General features: G+C 33.3%; 16 protein-coding genes and 1 rRNA gene. 4 read left to right on the forward strand and 13 right to left on the reverse strand.

All coding sequences use genetic code 11. From position 1 onward, the window contains the following. Positions 1-137: 137 nt before the first annotated feature. The 12 genes from tssD to BHE19_RS00870 form a co-directional block, all read right to left on the reverse strand. Complete coding sequence (tssD, locus tag BHE19_RS00815; RefSeq protein WP_017496361.1) at positions 138-533, reverse strand: type VI secretion system tube protein TssD; 396 nt, start codon at positions 531-533, stop codon at positions 138-140. Positions 534-1,010: 477 nt separating this feature from the next. Beyond that, positions 1,011-1,787, reverse strand: coding sequence for a DUF5457 domain-containing protein (locus tag BHE19_RS00820; protein ID WP_017496363.1), 777 nt, complete (start codon positions 1,785-1,787; stop codon positions 1,011-1,013). A gap of 10 nt (positions 1,788-1,797) precedes the next feature. Further along, complete coding sequence (tssR, locus tag BHE19_RS00825; RefSeq protein ID WP_123923566.1) at positions 1,798-4,122, reverse strand: type VI secretion system protein TssR domain-containing protein; 2,325 nt, start codon at positions 4,120-4,122, stop codon at positions 1,798-1,800. A gap of 3 nt (positions 4,123-4,125) precedes the next feature. Beyond that, positions 4,126-5,064 carry a PKD domain-containing protein gene (locus BHE19_RS00830; protein ID WP_070905590.1) on the reverse strand — a complete coding sequence of 313 codons (939 nt, stop codon included), beginning with the start codon at positions 5,062-5,064 and terminating at the stop codon, positions 4,126-4,128. Further along, positions 5,054-5,524 (reverse strand): type VI secretion system TssO, encoded by a 471-nt coding sequence (gene tssO, locus BHE19_RS00835; protein ID WP_017496365.1) that lies wholly within the window; start codon positions 5,522-5,524, stop codon positions 5,054-5,056. Before tssO ends, BHE19_RS00830 begins: the two co-directional genes overlap by 11 nt. Next, entirely contained in the window at positions 5,521-6,024 is a 504-nt protein-coding gene (locus tag BHE19_RS00840; RefSeq protein WP_070905591.1) for a hypothetical protein, read from the reverse strand. Before BHE19_RS00840 ends, tssO begins: the two co-directional genes overlap by 4 nt. Positions 6,025-6,034: 10 nt before the next feature. After that, on the reverse strand, positions 6,035-7,171 hold the full coding sequence (locus BHE19_RS00845; RefSeq protein WP_070905592.1) for a hypothetical protein: 1,137 nt from the start codon (positions 7,169-7,171) through the stop codon (positions 6,035-6,037). A gap of 86 nt (positions 7,172-7,257) precedes the next feature. Beyond that, positions 7,258-8,142, reverse strand: a complete 885-nt coding sequence (locus BHE19_RS00850) for a TssN family type VI secretion system protein (protein WP_165607894.1) — start codon at positions 8,140-8,142, stop codon at positions 7,258-7,260. A gap of 34 nt (positions 8,143-8,176) precedes the next feature. Beyond that, entirely contained in the window at positions 8,177-9,082 is a 906-nt protein-coding gene (locus BHE19_RS00855) for a hypothetical protein (protein ID WP_070905594.1), read from the reverse strand. Positions 9,083-9,085: 3 nt separating this feature from the next. Then, complete coding sequence (locus tag BHE19_RS00860; protein ID WP_070905595.1) at positions 9,086-11,518, reverse strand: AAA family ATPase; 2,433 nt, start codon at positions 11,516-11,518, stop codon at positions 9,086-9,088. Between the two features lie 4 nt (positions 11,519-11,522). Next, positions 11,523-13,280 (reverse strand): hypothetical protein, encoded by a 1,758-nt coding sequence (locus BHE19_RS00865; RefSeq protein ID WP_070905596.1) that lies wholly within the window; start codon positions 13,278-13,280, stop codon positions 11,523-11,525. A gap of 8 nt (positions 13,281-13,288) precedes the next feature. Beyond that, a complete protein-coding gene (locus tag BHE19_RS00870; protein WP_017496372.1) occupies positions 13,289-13,708 on the reverse strand; it encodes a GPW/gp25 family protein in 420 nt (139 codons plus the stop codon). Positions 13,709-13,866: 158 nt separating this feature from the next. Here BHE19_RS00870 and BHE19_RS00875 point away from each other — a divergent pair, with 158 nt between their 5' ends. The 4 genes from BHE19_RS00875 (at position 13,867) to lpxA (ending at position 17,309) form a co-directional block, all read left to right on the forward strand. Beyond that, on the forward strand, positions 13,867-14,322 hold the full coding sequence (locus tag BHE19_RS00875) for a hypothetical protein (RefSeq protein WP_026109973.1): 456 nt from the start codon (positions 13,867-13,869) through the stop codon (positions 14,320-14,322). 2 nt (positions 14,323-14,324) lie between these two features. Further along, positions 14,325-15,689 carry a DUF5458 family protein gene (locus BHE19_RS00880; RefSeq protein ID WP_017496374.1) on the forward strand — a complete coding sequence of 455 codons (1,365 nt, stop codon included), beginning with the start codon at positions 14,325-14,327 and terminating at the stop codon, positions 15,687-15,689. A gap of 218 nt (positions 15,690-15,907) precedes the next feature. Continuing rightward, entirely contained in the window at positions 15,908-16,471 is a 564-nt protein-coding gene (locus tag BHE19_RS00885; RefSeq protein WP_070905597.1) for a Crp/Fnr family transcriptional regulator, read from the forward strand. 64 nt (positions 16,472-16,535) lie between these two features. After that, the gene (gene lpxA, locus BHE19_RS00890) at positions 16,536-17,309 is read left to right on the forward strand and encodes an acyl-ACP--UDP-N-acetylglucosamine O-acyltransferase (RefSeq protein ID WP_083342433.1); all 774 of its coding nucleotides are present in this window, start codon (positions 16,536-16,538) and stop codon (positions 17,307-17,309) included. 503 nt (positions 17,310-17,812) lie between these two features. Here lpxA and rrf read toward each other — a convergent pair. After that, positions 17,813-17,898 (reverse strand): 5S ribosomal RNA (rrf, locus tag BHE19_RS00900); the annotation flags it as partial.

A 17,898-nucleotide genomic window follows, 5' to 3' on the forward strand; every position in this document is an offset into this window, starting at 1 on the left:
ACTTAAACAGAGTATAGTCAAAGCCCTTTATTTTAAAGTTCTTTGCGCCGAATTCAATTTTAAGCTAAAAGATGTCATATTCTGAAAATAAAAAAACAAGAAGCAGTACGTAACTGCTTCTTGTTTTATGAGAAAAATTAAATTTTAGCCCAGTTGTTGTCTAGTGTAGCATTACCTAAAGTAATTTTCTCTGCAGAGAATGTAATCTCAGTAGTCATTGGAGTTTCAGCCAAAGCGTCTAACTGCTCACTAAAGAACACAATGAAAGCGTTTTCAAAAGTAAGTTCTTTCATTACCTGCTCAGAGTCAGCTTTGAAAAATTTTACTTTTCCGCTTACCGGTTTGTGCTGGCTGTTTACCGCTTGTTCGATAACTGTAGTGTTGTCTGTAGATTTTACTCTTAAGTTTAATCTTCCTCCTTTAATTTCAGAAGAAACAGCTCCTTTACCGTCAGTATGTCTCAACATATCAACTTTTGAAAATAATACTTGGTACTCGTTTCCTTCGAATTCTAAAATTGATTTAAATGCCATAATAAAAAATTTAAGTTGTTAAATAAAGTTTTTCAGAATCCTCTTTCTTTTTGTGTGACTAGTATGAACAAAAAAAAAGAGGTATTCTACATGATTTTAGAATACCTCTTTTTGTACTAACGTACTTTTTTTAATTGCTTCTTGTAGGAAGATGAGGGTGATTCGCAATCAATATTTGTACGAATATACAAATACAATTTTAAAAAACAAGTCAATTCGTAATCTTTTTCATAAAAATTAAGAAAAAAATGAGCCGTTTTTAATTCACAAATGTAAGAATCCAGCATTCACAAGGGCTGACAGAAAATTCATCTGTTTTAAAAAAACAAATAGCAACTGCAAAAAACAATCTAATAGTCAAAAAATATTTTTTCAACATTCATTTTACTTCTTCACCTACCTCCCATAAACACAAAAAGAGATATTCTGCATAATTTTTAGAATACCTCTTTTATCTGTTTTTTTACTAATTCACTTTTAATCTGTAACATTTTTCATAAAAAATAACAGAATAAATCCCAACAGCACAACGGTTATGTGCAGGACTATTGAATTGACCTGTGGCTGTAAAGAATTGACCTGGTTTTTTAAGTCTAAAGTTGCTGTGGTGTGAATTTCATTAATTTTGTTCACCTGCTTTTGCAATGAATCTATAGTCTTGTTCAAATACAAAATATTCTGATGCTGATTAGAAAACAGTCTTTTCACTTCTTTGTCAGACAGCGCTCTTTTTTTTCTAATCACTCCTGTTTTAGGTTCTTTTAGTGTCAGTTCGCTAACGTCTTCAATTTTATTATTGTTTACCGCAAAACTGTCATTTAACTTGTTTACTAAGAAAAAAATAAACACAATATAAGAAAGCAAAAACGTAGGCAGTATGTACTGAATAAATATTTCAAGCGCTTTAGGCTTTGCGGCATTGTGTATATTGTTTATCGTACTGTAATTGGTAAAAAAAATGGGCTCTTGTTTTTTTTCTTTGTGCAATCTCTCGGTTTTAAATTTTTCTTCTAAATCAATTAGTTCAAAACGATCGAGGCTGTACAAACCTAAATTCTCATTTAGTTTTTTATGATGTACCATCCAATTGAGTACTTCTTCTATCTGATATTCTGTAATACTGGGATTTTTAAGTCTCCACAAAATTTCTTTTTTTGTAAACTCGCACGGCTTCCCTTTGCTTTCAAAATAAAATAACTCTAAAATTATTTCATGCAAAGGTTTCGTCATTTCTATTGTATTGATAAGTTCCATAATCGTTATTTTATAGTAGCATATTTTTCGATATATAATAGTGTTTGAGCTGAGACTCCTCATCAAAAACCTCAAAAGCACTATTTCTGACCATTTTCTCTAAGGCTTCAACTTTAGCATTTAAACCTATAAAGAGAGCCCTGAATTCGGCCGGTTTTCTCTTAAACTTTCTGATATCTTTAATTCTTATAGTATGCAGATCAGAACTGTTTACAAATACTCTAGTCTTAAAATAAAACAGATCTGCTAAAGAATTTCTGTTTCTCAATGGTTCTGTCCTTCTGATAATTGAGGCAAATGTATAGCACCTGTCTTTAAAATTCAGAATCTCTACCTTATCAATATTCTCATTGGTGTATTCTTTACTTACTAACTCCCGATAATTTTCAATAAGCTGTTTAATTTCATTTTCGGTCAGTAAAATATGTACTTTACTTTCTAAATCATTATCCAGCGAATCTTTTGCATTTATCGCAAACGTTTCGTTTTTATACTTTTTAGGTACATCCGTACTAACGCTGTCTTTTAAAGGAGAATTTTCGATAATATTTTTTACGGTTATACTCGGCTGACTTCTTAAAAAACTAAATTCATTTTTATACTGAGTCAGTGATTTTAGCAATGCATTGTTTGTCTTGATCGTTTTACTGATCACGGTATCAATGGCCTTGTTTATCGTTTCAGGAGTAAGCTCCCCGTTTAACTTAGGAAATACAATTCCGCCATTAAAGTTACTTTTTAAAGGAGCGTTGTAGATGTACTCATTATCGGCTTCGCCATTGTAAACAAATTCATCATTTTTAGGAACCAGTTTTGGATCTACATAATAGTTCTGAATGTATTTTTTATTGGCATTACTGGCATCACTTAAATAGGCCTTACTTTGCGAAATAAAATCCTGATTATCCGAACTGTTTTCATTTCTAAAAAGGATGTACAATAACTTGGCATTATTCTTCGCCAATGCGCTCATATTGTCTTGTAAAACGGTATTTATAGATCCGTCTAATCCTGCGAGTATAAAAAAATTGTTTTCGTAATTGGGTCCCGCACTCAGAAACTGCGTAATATTTATGTTGTTATTGGGTAAAATATTTTCATTTGTAATTTCTTCCGGTGTTTTGATACTTTTTTCAATTAAATCAAACCACTTCGAAAATGAGGATGCTCTGAGCAAATAATAACTTTTGGACTTGCCTTTTGCTATAAACGAATAAGTAAAATTATAATTGGCGTACAAATCACTGCTTGTTGTTAGTTTTAGATTTTGCAATGCCGAAAGTGTCTTTTTCAGGTATTGTTTGGTACTGCCGTTGTTCTCAAAAACGTAAAAAAAGTTAATGGTCTTACTTTGCAGATCAATCTGTTCAATTGTCTTTATGGTAATATCATCCCCCTTTAAATTTGTAATTTTATTTTTGTCGTGGTTCCATACATTTACAGGTAATAAAATTTTAGTAGTATTATCGAATCTGGCAGCATTACTGGATTGATTTTCATTTACGAAAAAGGTGTTCCTGTACAATTCATTTGCATGAAAGTTGATTTTACCCGACGAAAACTTCAACGTATCGGCAGGGTTCAGTTTCACCACCACATTGTCTGTTATGGGATTCAGATATTGTAAAGGAACCCAACCAAACTTAAAATTAGCGGTGTCTTTTGGCATCAAATCATCAGAATTGGACACAAAAGCTGAATTTGCCGTTTTGTTTATGTTGTAAACGTAAACGAAGTCATTTAGTTTAATCCCCTTTTTTGTTGCGGTTTCTAAGTTAGGATCTCCCTTTAACAGAAGAGTACTTTTTTTGACATTATTGTTACTGTTTACTAAATTATCCAGCGTATTACAAGCCACAAAATACTTTACATATTTTAAGTTAACCTGATTCTGAATGGCTCTGCCGTATTCCAGTACATTGTCTTTTTTAATCCATCCCAGATATTGTACTTCTTTAGCTTTAGAGAAATGGTTGTCTTTACTTCTTAAAGCAGAGAATGTTCCTTTAGGTTTTCCAATCAGTTTTTTATCCGCAACGACCACTTCGTAGTAATTCTTATCTTCATCAATAACATACATGGGAGTCAAAATAGCGGCCTTGTTTTTTACTTTAGCGCTATAAGGTTCCTCGTAAATTTTATTCTCATTTCGATCTGAAAAAACCATTTTTAGTTCTGGTTTTTTATTTTCTTTTTGCTCCTGGTTATCGTAAGTATTAACTGTTTCTCCTGTTTTTTTAAGAACGTTTGTACTGTTCTTAACCTGCGAAAAAAGGGTACTGGTGATCAATAAACAAATTAAAGACGTATATCGAAGTAAAATGCTGCTTTTCATCTATTACTTTGTTTTATTTTTAGTTTTTTGGGTAATATTGATCTGCTTAAAGCACTTAATATTATCTAATTTTACATCCTCAATTATAGTCTCATTGCCTTCCAGATAGTGAAGTCCCTGACAGTAACTTAAAAAATCGTTGTATTTTTCTTCGTTGACTACTACCACAACATCAGACAAATCGTTACAGATGTATTTATTTTTCAGATAATTAACCTGTTCTCTGTACGTTCTGGTATCTCTTGCTCCTAAATTAGCAATGGTCTGCAGTCTTTTTTTAATATCGTTTAATACAATACCTGATGAATCTACAGCCTCCGGTTCTTTAAAAGGTTCGTACAATTGAAGCACTTCAATTTCTTTTGTTATCGGATACTTCGTTTTGTCTGTTTCGAGCTTTACCGTATAAATTCCTGGCTGGGTAAAAATATAAATGGCTTGTTTTTCATAAGAATCTATGGTTCCCGTTTCGCCAAATTCCCAATACCAATTATTAGAACTCGGAGAATATCCGGTAAACACAATTTCCTCACCTACATAACCAAACTCCGGACAAAATATCTTGGTGATAGAATCTCTTGCCGTCAATCTTCTGCCGTTTACGATATTAATTTGCTTTGAAAAATCAAACTTGTCGTCAATTTTTAAGGTAACTAAATATTTTCCGGCTTTGTCATAAGTGTAGTTTACACTTCCTTTACTAACAATTGAATCACCGTTTCCAAAATACCAAACGGCTTTTTTATCTGATATTAGAGTACTGTCATTTATTTTAAAAGATAATTCCTCGTTTAATTCATACTGGTGATTACTATTGTCGTCAACAATTGAAAAATCAAGATTACTTAATCGTTTATTATAAGGAAATAGCAGTGCTACTATCACTAAAATTACCGCAATGCAAGACAAAAGGATAACTACTGTTCTGTTTTTAATGTTCATTTTTAAAATCTGCTTTACATTCGTTAAGACTTGTCTGTACCAGAGTATCGTTCTTTTTTACCGTACTTTCTTCCAGGTTTATCTCTAAAAAAACATTTAATAAGTTCCCGCCGATTAAGCAAAAATTATAGGACGAATGAAATTCGTTGTCTTTATAAAGCTGTTTGTACTCTGAAATATTTCTTTTTACTTCATCAATACGCTGTACCTGATTAATGTCGTATTTTATCGTATCAATGGTTTTGAAAATTAACTTCGATTTATTGGCATAGTCTACCTTAATCTTCTGCATTTTTTCATAATCATTAATTCTGTTCAGCATATCCGTATTATTAAAATCCGGTGTCTTCAGTAAAAACTTGGTAAGACCAATAAATATGACACAGGCGCTAATGATAAATAATAAATTGAACTTGGCTTTCTTCCAATAGGTTTCGTCAAAAATTATTGCCTTCTTCATGATTTGGTGCTATTTTTTTTATTTTCGAGTTTATGTTTTTCAATACAATTTTTAAGCTGATTACTTTTGATTTCGTAGCTTGTTGCTGCTTCTTTTAAAACATCAATCTTAGTTTGTATGCGCTGCAATTCAACCAAAAGTTCCTCATACAAACCAAAAGAATTGGTCAGATTTGTTTTTGATTTTTGAATCTCATTATTGATTGCAAATCTTTTTTCGTTGATCAGGGACTGAAGGTTTTTACGTTCATTTAAAGTTCGGTCCTTAAATCTTAAGTCATTGATTTCGATCAGGATTTCACCCAGAAGCAAGTTCATTTCGCCCTGTTTTACTGCAATATCATTGTAGTATTTGTGTTTTTGCTCTAACTCGGCAGCACCTTTATTGGCCGTTATCAGCGTAATAAAAAGACAGCCGAAAATAAAAGTAAACGTTGTAAAAAAGAGGATTAAAAACCTGCGTTTTTGAGTCGCTATTTTAGGAGAATTAAGTGGTTTCATAGCGCTATGTTTAATCTAATATTGACCATGTATTGCTCTTTGGTGCTGCCACTTTCGTTTCCTCACTAATTACAATGTTCTCTTTTCTGATTCCGATATACTCCAGTTCACTTAATTTTTGCCATAAGCGCTTCAAAATTCCTAGAAACTGATTCAGTTTTTCAAGTGTTTGTGCGATATCGTTGTGGTCGTATACGGCACTTTTTGCTTCAAACAATACACTTAATAACTCCGAAGGTTTTACATCAATCCATTCATAATAGTACTGCAGCAGCACCTCTTTTTCTTTGTCATCCATTAAAGTCAATGTCGAAATAAGATGATTCGCCAAAACAATTATTCTGTCAAACATATACACCGGAGATTCCTCCGGAGCGACATTTTTAAGATAAAAACAGTTTTCTGAATAATACCCGATTATTTTAGTACATAAACTAAACGTGTTCGACACCAGTCTGTTATTAGAAGAGTTTTGCACATTTTTTTTATGAATTTTAATCGAGAAATCATTTAACTGATACAATTCAGTGTTTACTTTCGCTATAAACTGATTCAGGATTTCATTGTTTTTAGTCTTAACAACAGGAGCGATGTACTTGTTGTCTTCGATAAAAGTTCCGTTTTGGAATATTATTTTTTTGACAATTAAAAAGTAACCCGATAAAAAATTATCATTTACCTCTTTTTTATTGATGATGTGTAATTTGATTTCCGGAAGGGCATGCGGATGGTGCAATGGAATGATTTCCGGATCAGGAATACCTACAGGAATTAAATCATAAGGATTAACGGAAACAATCACGTAGTAATGCTCAAAAGAATTTCGATCTAAGTCGTTTGCATTAATACTTACTTCCGGAAGTTTGGTGCCATAAATATCCTGATTAAAAGAAATGATGTGACCATTTTTAGCAATTACTTCGCATTTTTTTAGGTAGGCAACCAGCTGTCCTCCCTCAATTTTTATCTCAATGTCTATCGATTTATTTCCCGCCGGTTGGATACAGCCATAATTAAAATTGTTTAGCTGAACTTTGTTATAATCGCTGACAATTGTTACGTAATTGAAATAATTATTGATAAAATGGTCTTTCGTAAGTTTTACACCGTCTGTCCAGTTGATTGGTAAATGAATGTTTGATTTCATAATCCTGAAGTTTGTTTTATGGTATTTGTTAATCTCTTTTCCCTTTTTAGTCCAAATGGTTTTAAAGAAAAAGATATGGTATTAAATTATTCATCCAGACCGTTTTCATGTCTGTTTAAAGCAACTCTTTTAGCAAAAATCGTCTGTTTATTTTTCAATTTACTTTCAGAAATGGTTCTGTAAGGACTCAAATTCTTGATAAACAAAGGAAAGCTGAAGTATTTTGCCGTATAAAAAGTCCAGCCCGTATCTTCATTTTCTGCACTGGATTCGATAGCATCATTAGGGAATCTGTAATTCTGGTCTTCTATAAACTTATCAAACCAACTCCCCAGATTGACGTCCTGAGCAATTTTTACATCAAATTTTGAAAAGAATTCAGAATTCGCTTTTTTTCTGATGTGTATGGACACCTGCATGAGGCGGAACTTATCGATATTATCCCAATATTCGAAATCCTTGCGTTCTTTTCCCACTCTCCAGTATTCGTAGAAAGGCTCAGGAATTTGCAGGTATTTGTTCTTTGATTCCTGAAAAAAGATAGGTACAAACAGCCACAAAATATTAAGCATACTAATGTGAGCGTAACTCGATATGGCGATGTAGTTGAAAACAAGATAATAAATCCAGGAAGAGAGAATCGCTATTATTAAAAACATAAACACTTTGGCCAGAACATTATTCTGTATCCCTACTTTTTGAAATAAAGCTGTATTCATGAAATACACCAGTGCGATTCCAAGTATGATGTAGTAGATCACCGAAAATAATAAGCCAAACCAGATAAATTCATTGTTAAAGAAAGCAAATAAACAGGGCAAAGCTGCTATAATCGAAAAACATAAAGTAAATATTATGGCCGCTTTTGTTTTGATTTTCACATTTGAAAACTGGCTCATAATCAGCGTTATGATTAAAATCAAAAACGGAGCTAATAGGTATTTTAAGAAAAAGGGTAGTATTGTATTCATATCTGAATGTTATCTCATTATTATGGTTTAAAAATTATAAAATGGTATTTATGCCCAAATAGTTCTCGTTTAGTTTGATGCCTAACTGATAATTATTAAAAAAGACGATATCAATTTTTCTGTTACTAATGATAAAATACTCTAATACTTTACGCGTTAGGTTCATCTTACGTTCTAGTATCTTATAATCTATATTTCCTTCAAAATATAGCGCAACCTCTACATCGTCTATCTCACTTTCTACCGCTCCGCAAAGTCCCAGATTGAATCCTAATGTTCCTTCACTTAATTCCAAAAAAGGAGAATCGGTGAAAACATGCTTCTTGTATTTTAATTTGACTACATTACCCAATAAAGTTTCCAGTACTTTCTCCAGTTCCGGAAGATTCTCTTTCAGTCTATCGGCTTCACACAGATAAATAAAGAGATTCTTTTTTTGTGTATGAGACAAGTCAAAATCAATGGCGACTAATTCATCTACTATTTTCAGAAACAAATCAATCTTATCATTAAACAAGTGAAGACTTCTGATCGCAAAATTTGAATTTGCTGCAAAAAGTTCATTGTCAAAAGGCATAAAAAAATCTAAAGCATTATTTTCAGCTTTTTTATTTTCTCTAACTGCTTCTACAATTTCCTTATTTGACATCGTAGAATTACTAACCGATAAGGGATGAAAAAGTAATTCGGGTAAATTATGGTAGATGCTGTTTTTGGCCAAATGCAACACCAGCGCCTCTTTGGTAAATCTCGAATCTTCCTGATACAGCATCGACGAGAGATCAATAGCGTCCCTTGAATTGTGTCTTTTTGAAAGGCCTTTGTGTCTGACAAAGACTTCGGTTTCCTTTTTAAGAATATTTTGCAATTCATAAAAAAGAATTTCTCCTCTCAAATTAAAGTTAAGCTGTTGTTTTAAAACTGCGATATCCTGTTCCATATCTTACTTCTTTTCCCAGATAAATTCATCCTCTTTTATATCCAGAACAATACTTTCGTTCTCCAAAATAGCTTCGGATATAATTAGTTTTGAAATGGTTTTCTTTAGATAAGTTCGTACGGTTCCCGCAATAGGTCTGGCACCGTATTTTTTAGAAAATCCTTTATTGGTCAGATATTCTAAGGCCGAATCAGATAAATCAAACGAAATATTTTTGATCGTTCTTAACTGTTCCTGCAGACGGCTAAGATGCAGTTTAAAAATAGCTTTGGCGATTTCTATATTGATCGGCGCAAATGGAACTACTTCGGTCAAACGTCCTAAAAACTCAGGTCTGAAATGCTGACTCATAATATCAATCAACTGATTGGAAGTGGGTAAATGACCGCTTTCTATCTGCTCCTGAATCCATTGGCTTCCAATATTTGAGGTAAAAATGATAATCGCATTCGAAAAATCACCTTCACGACCCAATTTATCATGCACTTTTCCTTCGTCCATAATCTGCAAAAACACGTCGTAAACCGAACTGTGCGCTTTCTCGATCTCATCAAAAAGCACCACCGAATAAGGTTTTTGTCTGATTTTATTCACCAGCATCCCTCCTTCTTCATAGCCCACATATCCCGGAGGTGCACCATACAATAACGCCGCCGAATGTTCTTCTTTAAACTCGGACATATCAAAACGAATCATCGCATTTTCGTCATCAAACAATAACTCTGCAAGTGTTTTGGTTAATTCTGTCTTTCCCGTTCCGGTTGGTCCCAAAAAGAAGAATGAACCAATAGGCTGTTTCGGGTTACTTAAACCACTTCGGGATTCGATTATGGCTTCTGAAAGTGTTTTAATAGCATGTGCCTGCCCTTTTACTCTCTCTTGTAATTTGTCTTCAATCGTTAGCAATTTCTCCTTTTCTCCTGCACTTATCTTTCCTAATGGAATTCCGGTTGCATTAGAAACGACCGCCAAAATCTCAGACTTTTTAACCACGATGATTTTTTCTTTTGCTATGGCTTCAATATCAGCTGCTAATTTTTCGATCTCCTCAAAAGTGATTACTTCATCTTTTTGTTTTTTTGAATTTTCGGCAGCACTAATTTTACTGGTTACCACACAACTAATTCTGTTGAATATTTCTTTTTTCAGCAAACTCATCCTTGATTCGTCGGATGGGTCAGCTTCATTTATCTGCTCTTTTATTTTTACAATTTCAACTAATGAATTGGCATTTGAAACAATTACCGACGAAGCTGTTCGGTCTAATAAATCAATGGCTCCGTAAGGCAGTTTCTTTTCTTTATAAAATCTTTTAGACAGATGAATAGCTTCTTCTATAATTTCATCGTCAATCCCTATTTTATAATGTTTTTCTAATTTATTTTTATAAATCCCCAGACATTCCACTAATAAAGCGTGGTCCAGTTCTTCGATAAAAATATTTTCAAACTTTCCGTCAATAGTCGTTCCTTCAATCGATTTTCGATACGAATCTGAATCAATAGAAGCAATAATGTTAATCGTTCCCTGTGTTAACTGCGTATTAATGATGTTAATTACCGCATTTGATTTTGAGCTTGATGAATTTAACAACACCTGTATGTCATCGATAAAAAGAATGCTCTTTCCGTTCTTGGATAATTTTTCGAAAATTTCAATCAATTTCTTCGAAACCTCGTTTTCACCATTGCAATTGGCAACAAGTTTAGCTACGTTTAAAGAAAGTACCAGCGTTTCTTCAAAAAAATTAGGGTCTGTTTCGTGTAAACTGGAAATCAGATTTTTGATGATACTTGTTTTTCCAATACCAGATTCTCCAATCAGTAAAATTCCGTGATTTTCGTATCGTTCAATGTTTTCAAGTATCAGTCTAACTTCCTTATTTCGTCCAATAATGGCACTTCCCTCTTCGATTATATTTTTTCTGTAGAGCGTATCACAATAATTAATATCAACGGTTTCTTCTTTATCGTCATTATCGACGAGACTAAAACTTTTTTGAGTATTGCGAAGCCCAAAATGTTTTAAAAGTTCTTTATCACTTAAATTTAAACCGTCGATCTGTTTATCACTGTACACCAATCCGGGTTTAATAATGGCGATAAAAACACAAAAAGCATCGATAGAATCTGATCCTAATCTGATTTTATTGAAATTCGATTCGGTAAAGACATTTTCAATCTCTGCATCGGCAATAATAATATTATCATTGCTTTGAGTCGAAGTGTATACTTCCTTTCTTACGTCAAACCATTCTCTTATGTAATCTATGTCTTTTGATAATGTTTTTAAAACCTCTGTCAATCCCGTTGGCTCATATAACAGTGCATAGGCTAAATGCGGAACACCATAAGTGCTATGTCCATCCTGAATGGCCAACGATTTAGCAGATTTAATGGCAGATAGTAAGCTGGGGCTGTAATCTAATTCATTCATAACTTTAGTTTATGGTAATTTGAAATGGGATGTTCATCACGGATTGTTTCTCTAAGGTTTCCTTTAAAAACAATCCTATTTTTTGCTTGTTTTCTATCTGTAAAGCGTACTTATCCTGCAAAATAACTTTTACATCAATCGTTCTGAATACTCCTTTTTTTCTTTCATTGCTAATGCCCACTCCATCTGTAATCAGTACCTCTTTTGTAATGTTTCTTAAATGATAATGAACCGCAGATTTTATGTCTTGTTTCGTTACCAGTCGCTCTTTGGATAAAAAACCATATCGAAGATTGATTAATTTCTCGACTTTGTTATTTCTATAAATTCCGCCAAGGGAAGTCGTTTCAAAAACAGTGGAGTCCTGGACTAATTCAGATAAGACCGTTTGTTTTAAAACAGTACCTTTTTTTAAGTTATTAGCCACCTGACCATTTGAAGTCCAATACGAACAGTACAAAATTTTAGATTTATCGGTTTCATGAATCAGAGCATAAACTTCCTCTTCGTTCACCTGACTGTAACTGCTGGTAATTTTACTTTCAATTGAATTGATTTCTTCATTGATTTTAGTCATTGTCGCATCAATATAATCGGCATTGATATTCGAAAATGAACTGATGTCTTCACGTAAAGCTCTGGCTAATTTTTTAAGGAAAAACTTTGCCGTTCTGGAATCGTAATTCTCTAATCCGCCATAAAAAACGGTATAGGTATTTGAAGTGATGGCGTTAGGCTGCTTGATACCATTGATGAATTCGATGTTTTTTTCGTTAAAAACTTTCATCACATCCAAAAAGTGTGTGTTTCTCTCTGCCTTCATCGGAAACAGACGTCCTTCTACCTGAGCATTATGAACTCTGTTGTTCAGTTTTCGGTTGACGATCGGAAATGTGTTGATTTTTATCTGAATTTTATCAAGCTCCTGTTTGGTAAAGATTTCAGGAAATACGAACTCTAACCAAATAAGTTCGGTATTCTTTTTAGCAGATTTTAATGCTTCTTTTTCAATATTGAATTTATCCAGTAAAGACTCGTAAACCAACTTCTCGGGATTGAGTTTTAACTTGTAAATAAAATTTTTATAGTAGGATTTTATCGCTTCAACGTAATGCTTGTTGTCCTGAACTTCCGCAAAACTTTCATTTTCAAAATCAATAGTATTTCCGTGAGTATCTCTTACCGTAACAAACTGTAAAAAAGCATCTAACGAGGAATTCTCTGTAACAAATGTAAATTTCAAAGAATTTAATTTCTCCAGATTTTCTCTTGAAATATCCAGTCCAATCCACATCCTGTGATCAGAAATTTTACAATGCACCGGCAAACGATTCACATTTTTGAAAGAATCGATCAATAAGGAATCATAGAGCTGAAAACCGACCTCACCCTCTATAATGCTTTCGTTGGTAAAGGGAGTAAAATGAATATCATAATCAACATTGGTTGCGAAAGTCGATTTTATAATAAATTCAGCATCACTGTTGAGTACCACAATACCATTTGTTGCTGCTGTACTTGCTAAAGCGTGTGCCGGCATAGGTAAATTCCATTGACTTGGCACAATTTCCTGAGCAATGCGTTCAATAATTTTATTATCAGATTCGATTCCTTCGTGATACAAATAATAAAGTTCATGAACAAAAACGTCTAATAACATCATGACCAAAGGGTCGGCCATGTTAATATTTTCAATTCCCCAGATCTCTAAACACTTCTTTTGTATTCTGTTTTTTATTTCAATAAACTTAACGTCTTTCATATTTTGTACTATTGAGAAATTGGGCTTATATTCAATTTTGTGTGAAAGCTAAATGGCATCAGACTTTCGATAATATCACCTTTTACGACTATGTTTGCTTTTCTTCTTATGCTTGATCCCAGCTCTGTATTATCAATTTCATCTAACGAAATAGTGACTTCACTTAAGGTTAGTCTCCTCTCAAATTCAGTAATCGACTTTAACAGGGATTTTCTAACCAAATCCTCCCAATCTCTTTTCTTTATATGCTGATTAAACTCCAGGTCCCAGATGACAGATCCGTAATTTGGGATCTCCGGAATCTCTCCAAATGAAGTGGTAATAATCATCATAATGTTATAAGCAATCGATTCCTCTATCTTACAAAAATTATCCTGTGAACCTCTCACCAAAGACTTAAAATTAACAGGGTATTTCAGGTATTTCATCTTTTGTCGAAATTAAGTTGTTTTTTATAAAACTAAAGCTTTAATTTTTAATTTTAACACATTGCTACAAAACTCCAAATAAAATACTTACAAATCAATATTATTTTAAAGTATTTTTTTACTAGTTTTACAAAATCAACTAAAAATCTTATAAAATTATGAGCATGTTCAATTATGGTATTGGTGGCAATGAAGTAAAAGTTGACGCCAGTGAATCAATTTTGGAAATTCCTTCGAACAGAACATTACTAATTCAAAAACTTACAAATGAGCAGCCGGTAGGACCCGAAGCTGTCTATGATTTGCAGACTGTAGAAGCGGTTTTTGAGAAGTACAAACCTAGCGTAGACTTTGAATTTACAACGGAACAAGGTTCCGATTTAAACGAATCGATGGTCTTCCAAAACTTAGGAGATTTTGGAGCAAAATCTATAAAAGAAAACAGTCCTTTTCTTAATAAATTAAACACTGAAAAGGAACAAGCGTATAAAATTGTTCGCCAGCTTTCGAGCAACAGAGCTTTAATAAAAGCGATCCAGGATCCGGCAGTTAAAGAGGCAGTAATCGAATTACTTCAAAACGCTAAGAACGAAATTAACAACAACAAACAGTAAATATGGCAACTCAAACTAAAGAACAAAAAGTTCAAGGTTCTTCAAGCGAACAATTAGTACAAGACTCCCCAAGCAAAATAAACCTGTTAAACGAATATGGAGGTTTTGCTTTCTTAGAAAACGTAATCGACGGATTATCAAACTTAAACCCAACCAGAAAAGCCAGAAAAAATATCTTTCTTAACGATGCTCAATGGGAAAGCGAGAGAACAACTCTTAATAACAGACTTGATTTGTGGCTGGATTTACTAAAAGGAAATGATTCTGTTGAATCAATGATCGAAGTAGCCAATGCAAAAGCAACATCAGCAGATGCAACATTAAATAAAAACCTGAAATACGCCTTAAACACTACAAGAGAATTAGAAACTTCTTATCGTAGTGTCGCTTTATTCTACAAAAATGCTGAAAGCGATAAAATCAAGAACGTAACGATCGTAAACGCTGATATAACGCAATTAAAAGATTTAGACAATACTTTGTTTATTGATTATGTTTCGAATGAATTAAAGCAAAATTTTGACCGTCTTGATTTGAGAAAAAACTACTCTATACTTTCAGTTCCGGGATATTTAGGTTCTAACGCTGTTTTAGAAAAATGGTCTAAAATAGCTCACGAGAATAAAACAGTATTACTAACTGACTTCCAGGATCTTGAAACTCCGGATGATGTTATCGATATCTTCTTCAATGCCAATCATACTGGTGGTGATGTGTACAAATCAAACACTATTATGACTTGTAACTATTTGTTAGGAAGAAGTAAAAATAACGAAGTTGGAGAAGAGGACAATCTTTATGTACCACCATCGACTTCTTTAGCAGGTAAAATATACAAAACATTGATGTCTCAGGTAGTTGCCGGTAAAAAATTCGGAGGCTTAAACGAGGTAGAAAGTGTTCGTTTTGACCTAAAGAAAAGCGAAATCTCAGAAATTGAAAAAATGGGATTGGTACCAATGGTTAATGAGTACAGTAAAATTATGGCTTTCTCGGCTAAAACATTGTTCAACGGAGACAACTTAGGTTTACAAACCTACTCTGTAGTACGTGTATTCGACCATATTACCAAAGTACTTTTCGATTTCTTAAACAGAAGAGCTTTCGAGAACTGGACTACCAGAACTGAAGCCGATTTAAGAAGTCAAATCATTAAGTTCCTTGACGGAATCAAAGGACCTACTAATCTTATTGAAAAGTTTACAGTAATGAAAATTGAGCAGGATAAAACTCAAAAAGACAGAATCTTACTTGATATCCACATCACACCATACTTCCCGGCTAAAAGTTTCGTAATTCAGTTAGACGGACACAAAGGAGATGGTCCTGAAGAAGCTGTTTGGCATAGTGACTACAAACAGGTCTAATTCATTTCTACCCTAAAATCTACCCCAAAAAATACTCTTTTGGGGTTCTTTTTTTTACAGGTCATCCAAATAAAAAAGGCATCTAAACAAAACAGAATTCGCATAATACACTCTTCAACGTTTATAATGATAGTTCCTCTGAGAAATAAACTATATTCGTTATTAATTAAACCTGAATTAGATTTAATTTCACTAAATAAACCAACTAAATAAGGGCAATGGAAGAGCTTCTTGCATTTATAAACAGTTTTCAGCCACTGGATCAAGAGACCGAAAAGGCAATAAAAAATTTATTCAAAGAAGAATCCTACAAGAAAAATGAGGTTATTATAAAAGAAAAACAAATTTGCCAAAAAATTTACTTTATAAAATCCGGTTCAGTGCGAAGATTTTTCTATAATGACGGAGAAGAGATAACTAAATGGATTTATACCGATCATCAATTCATTACTTCATTGAGTAGTTTTTTTGAACAGAAACCCTCATTTGAGCTTTTTCAGGCATGTGAGGACACCATACTTTATTCATTATCTCATACAGATGAACAAATTCTATTAGAATATCCATTATTTTCTAAATTCTATATTAAGCTGCTTAGAATTTATCTTTCAAAATTGAACGAGTTTCATCATTTTTATAAATCCATGAATGCTCAGGATAAATATTTCTATTTATTAAATTCATTTCCTCCTATTATTGCAAAATCAAAACTAAAACACATTGCCTCGCTTATCGGTGTAAGTCAGGAGACATTGAGCAGAATCAGATCTTCAATTAATTGATTTTACATCAAGAAAAAATTATTATATTTTTCCAACATTTGCTTTTCATATAAAGACAATCAAATTGAAAAATATAGCTATAGGCAAAAATGCAATTATTGGAACAAATGTTCATATTGGCAATTACACTACTATTGAAAATGATGTAATTATTGGTGATAACACCTGGATCGGCAATAATGTAAACCTACTTGACGGCGCGAGAATTGGCAGGAATTGCCAAATACATTCCAATGCAGTATTATCAGGAACCCCACAAGATTTAAAATACAAAAACGAATATAGTACGCTGGAAATAGGAGACAACAATATTATCCGAGAATTTGTTACTATAAACAAAGGAACTCAATCAAAACAAAAAACAGTAATTGGGAATCATAATCTAATCATGTCCAACACTCACATCGGACATGATTGTTTCATCGGGAACAACTGCATTATAGGTTTTAACGTGGGAATGGCAGGAGAAGTAAAGGTCGGTGATTACGCAAATATCAGCGGATTAACAGCAATTCATCAATTTTCGATTATTGGAGAGCATACTATGATTAGCGGCATGAGTCGTATTGTCAAAGATATACCTCCGTATATACTCGTTGCGCGTGAACCTTTAAGTTTTGCAGGGTTGAATACCATTGGTTTAAGAAGAAGAGGTTTTAAGATTGAAAAAATGCAAGAACTCCAAGAAATATATCGCATTATCTTTCAGCAAAAGAGAAATACTTCTCACGCATTAGATTTTATCGAAAAGCACATGAAGCAAACTTATGAACGTGATAAAATATTAGATTTTATAAAAAATTCATCCCGTGGAATTGTAAAAGGAAATAACATTTAATCCTACTAATCTTTTATTTAAACATCAAATCTATTAAAGACAACAATTATTATGGCGTTCCCCTTTGGGTCGGGCTGTCCGCTAAATCTTTTGCGATAGAAGTTTCAAGGGATTTTTAAATGTACGGGCATCGCAAAAGGATATCGCTTCCATCCCTAACGCATACCATGATAAAAAGAATATTCAAAGAAAAAAGGACTAAAGTTTTTAACCGCAAAGTCCGCAAAGGTTTACGCAAAGCACACAAGGAAAAAGGGCTGAAAGCCCGAAAAGCAGAGAGCATGGTGCAAAGCACTATGAACCAAAATGGACGGTAAATATCGCCCTGAAAGGGCAAAAGCAATTTTCACTCCTGTAAATCAAAAAAAAATCCGTTCTGATCCGCGTTTTCACCTAACGAATCCGTATCATCCGCGTTCTATTTTTTAACCGCAAAGCGCGCAAGGATTTAAAAAACGTTAAAAAACAAAAAACCCTATCCGATTTGGATAGGGTTCTTAAAAGAAAGGCGACGACATACTCTCCCACATAACTGCAGTACCATCTGCGCAGGCGGGCTTAACTTCTCTGTTCGGGATGGGAAGAGGTG

This window comes from Flavobacterium tructae (genome assembly GCF_001853485.1).
Classification (GTDB): domain Bacteria; phylum Bacteroidota; class Bacteroidia; order Flavobacteriales; family Flavobacteriaceae; genus Flavobacterium; species Flavobacterium tructae.